The following is a 2,557-nucleotide window of genomic DNA, read 5'->3' on the forward strand; positions in this document are numbered from 1 at the left end:
CCGAATGTCGCTGGGCCGGGTGAACGCCACCCCGGTGTCGGCGTCGCTTCGACAGCGGATGAGCAGCCGCTCGTCGTCCACTCGCAGGCTCAGGTGGCCGAGGATGCCGTCGACCAGGCCGCGGGCGGCGGCCACCCGGCAGCCCTGTGCCACCAGCGCGCGTTGCTCGTCGAGGGGGGTCAATGCGGTGCGCCCAGCCCGAATCCGCCGTCGGGGCGGACGGTTTCGCCGGTGATGCCGCGGGCGCGGTCGGAGGCCAGGAACACGAAGCTCCACGCGTGGTCCTCGCCGGACAGGGCGACGTTCAGCGGCGTGCGCGCGGCCAACTCCTGCGCCCGGTCCGGGGTGTCGTCGAGGCGGACGCCGTCCAGTCCCAGGCTGGCGAGCCCGCGCAGATCGGTGCCGAGCGTGCCGCCCGGCGCCACCCCGTTGACCCGGATCCGCGGCGCCAGCTCATGAGCCAGGGCGGCCACCAAGCCGCGGACGGCGAACTTCGACGACACGTACAGGGCACCGCCGCGCCCGGGGTAGAACGACGACGCGGACTCGGTCAGGACGATCGAGGGTCCCGCCCCGGCCCGCAACCGGGGGAGGGCGGCCTTGACGGACTGCAGGTGGCTCAGCACGTTGGTGTGGAACGTCTCGTCGAACGCGTCGGGAAGGGCATCGGCGTCGATGTCGGCGATGCCCCGGTAAAAGTCGAAGATTCCGACGCAGTTGACCAGCGTGTCCAGACCGCCGTAGGCGTCCACGGCGGCGTCGACCGCTCGTTCGTTGGCGTCGCGAGTGATCGCGTCGCCCTCGACGACCGGAACGCCGGGCAACTGCCGGCTCAGGGCCGCGCACTTGCGCTGATCACGTTCCAGCGCGGCAACTTTCGCGCCCTCGGCGAGAAATGCGTCGATCACCGCCCGGCCGATGCCCGATCCGGCGCCGACGACCAGGGCGCGCTTACCCTCAAGCCAGCCGGTCATCGCCCTCCCCGGCCTCATCGGGCAGCAGCGGCGCGTGGGAATTGCCCACCATCGCGGCCAGGGTGCGGCCGTTCTGCCAAGTCAGGGCCTCGACCTCGAGGGCGTCCAGGGTGATCCATTGCCCGGACCGCGGCGCGCTGATCAGCAACCGCGAGCCGTTTCGGGTGTCGACCCGGCGCACCACCACCTCGGTGAATTCGTTTGCCACGACAAGGGGTTCGCCGACCGCCCCGTCCAGCAGCCGCTGCAGTTCGTCATTCACAGGAACACCGCCAGATTCTGCATCCGTAACACCGACTCGTCGGCGATGATATTGCGCCGGGCCAGCTTCAGTGTCCTTTCGGGACCGCCGCACCAGCGCAGCAGGTCCTGGCGGCCGCACGACAACAAGGCGCTTTCGTTCACGTCGCCCCGGCTGCGGAACAGCAGCTCGGCCGATTCGACCACCAGATGCGCCGGGTCGTCGGCCTCGAACGTGCGCACGTTGGTGATGAAATGACGTAGCCGCGACGGCGGATCCTCGGCCCAGGCATGCTCGGTGCCCATCCGCGCGACCCGCTGACTCAGCGAGTATTTGTCCTCGTCGAAATGCGCCATGCCGGGCCCCCGTGCCGGTGCTGCGTCGAACCCCGCGCCGCGCGCGGTGGTCACCCGCACGGGCATCACGTAGCGGACGTCGTCGGTCAGCGTCTCGAGCCACGCCTCGTACTGCTGGGCGTCCAGCAGGTAGGCCTCCTCCACCAGGAACTGGTGCGCCTGCAAGTGCCGAACATCGTTGAACGGCAATGGCTTTCTCACGAGCCGTTTCCCTGCAGGTAGTCGGCCCACATGTTGAGCAGCGCGCGCTGGTTGTATTCGTTGTAGCCGACCTGCGCGCGGCCCGGCCCGTGGAACGCGTCGGCGGCCAGCGGTTCGACGACGGGGCTGCCGTCGGACAAAAGGCCCATCCGGCTGTTCAGCAACAGCCGACGGGCCATCGAACCGCCGGCCGTGGTGGTCAGCGACACCCAATTTTCCACGTCGTCCTGCTCGAACATGCCGGTCGAACCGAAGCACATCAGATAGGCCTTGTACGAATCCTGTTTGTACTGAGGGGGAGCCGCCGAGTCCACCGCGAACCACGAACACACCTCGGTTTCGTGCTCGCTGACCGGCTGCCACAGCCGGATCGAAATGAACGGCAGCGTTTCGTCGTCGTGGCCGTCGCGCACCTTGGGCCAGTTGTGCACGAAGCTCAGGTTCGGGAAACAGGTGGCGGCCGAGATCATGAACCCGTCCTCGCCGACCAGTCGCTGCTGTCGCGGCGTCCACACGCCTTTGATTCGGCCGATCATGTCGTCGGGATAGCCGACGTAGCGCATCCGCTCCTCGAAGCCGCCCGGCGGAAGTTTGTAGGTGGTGCCGCCGCCCCGGTGCGCCCAGTAGGTGGCGCCGTCCTTGCGCTTCTGCGCTTTCGGCTCGCGGAACAGGCCGATGTCCACGATCGAGGCGTGGGTGTGCGGCGTGTGGTACATGTCGCCGGCGAAATTCTCGGCGCCGATCTTCCAGTTCGCCTTGATGCGCCAGCGCTGCGGCCCCCGCAC

Annotated in this window: 5 protein-coding genes; all 5 read right to left on the bottom strand. The window is 68.6% G+C overall.

Annotation, left to right across the window (positions count from 1 at the left end; genetic code table 11):
* Positions 1 to 183, bottom strand: a 183-nt coding sequence (locus tag A9X03_RS17675) for a class II aldolase/adducin family protein (RefSeq protein WP_231975412.1), incomplete at its 3' end; no start/stop codon positions are given.
* Complete coding sequence (gene hcaB / locus A9X03_RS17680) at positions 180 to 974, bottom strand: 3-(cis-5,6-dihydroxycyclohexa-1,3-dien-1-yl)propanoate dehydrogenase (RefSeq protein ID WP_067751646.1); 795 nt, start codon at positions 972 to 974, stop codon at positions 180 to 182. The genes hcaB and A9X03_RS17675, both read right to left, overlap by 4 nt.
* Positions 958 to 1,236 carry a dihydrodiol dehydrogenase gene (locus A9X03_RS17685; RefSeq protein WP_067751649.1) on the bottom strand — a complete coding sequence of 93 codons (279 nt, stop codon included), beginning with the start codon at positions 1,234 to 1,236 and terminating at the stop codon, positions 958 to 960. Before A9X03_RS17685 ends, hcaB begins: the two co-directional genes overlap by 17 nt.
* Positions 1,233 to 1,772 (bottom strand): 3-phenylpropionate/cinnamic acid dioxygenase subunit beta, encoded by a 540-nt coding sequence (locus A9X03_RS17690; protein ID WP_067751652.1) that lies wholly within the window; start codon positions 1,770 to 1,772, stop codon positions 1,233 to 1,235. Before A9X03_RS17690 ends, A9X03_RS17685 begins: the two co-directional genes overlap by 4 nt.
* A partial coding sequence (locus A9X03_RS17695; RefSeq protein ID WP_304528480.1) for an SRPBCC family protein occupies positions 1,769 to 2,557 on the bottom strand: 789 nt, incomplete at its 5' end. The genes A9X03_RS17690 and A9X03_RS17695, both read right to left, overlap by 4 nt.

It is taken from the genome of Mycobacterium sp. E1715, from assembly GCF_001667625.1.
Taxonomy (GTDB): Bacteria; Actinomycetota; Actinomycetes; order Mycobacteriales; family Mycobacteriaceae; genus Mycobacterium.

Bases quoted from the DNA above. Each gene is read 5' to 3' on its own strand.
- hcaB (WP_067751646.1), bottom strand. From the start codon at position 974: ATGACCGGCTGGCTTGAGGGTAAGCGCGCCCTGGTCGTCGGCGCCGGA.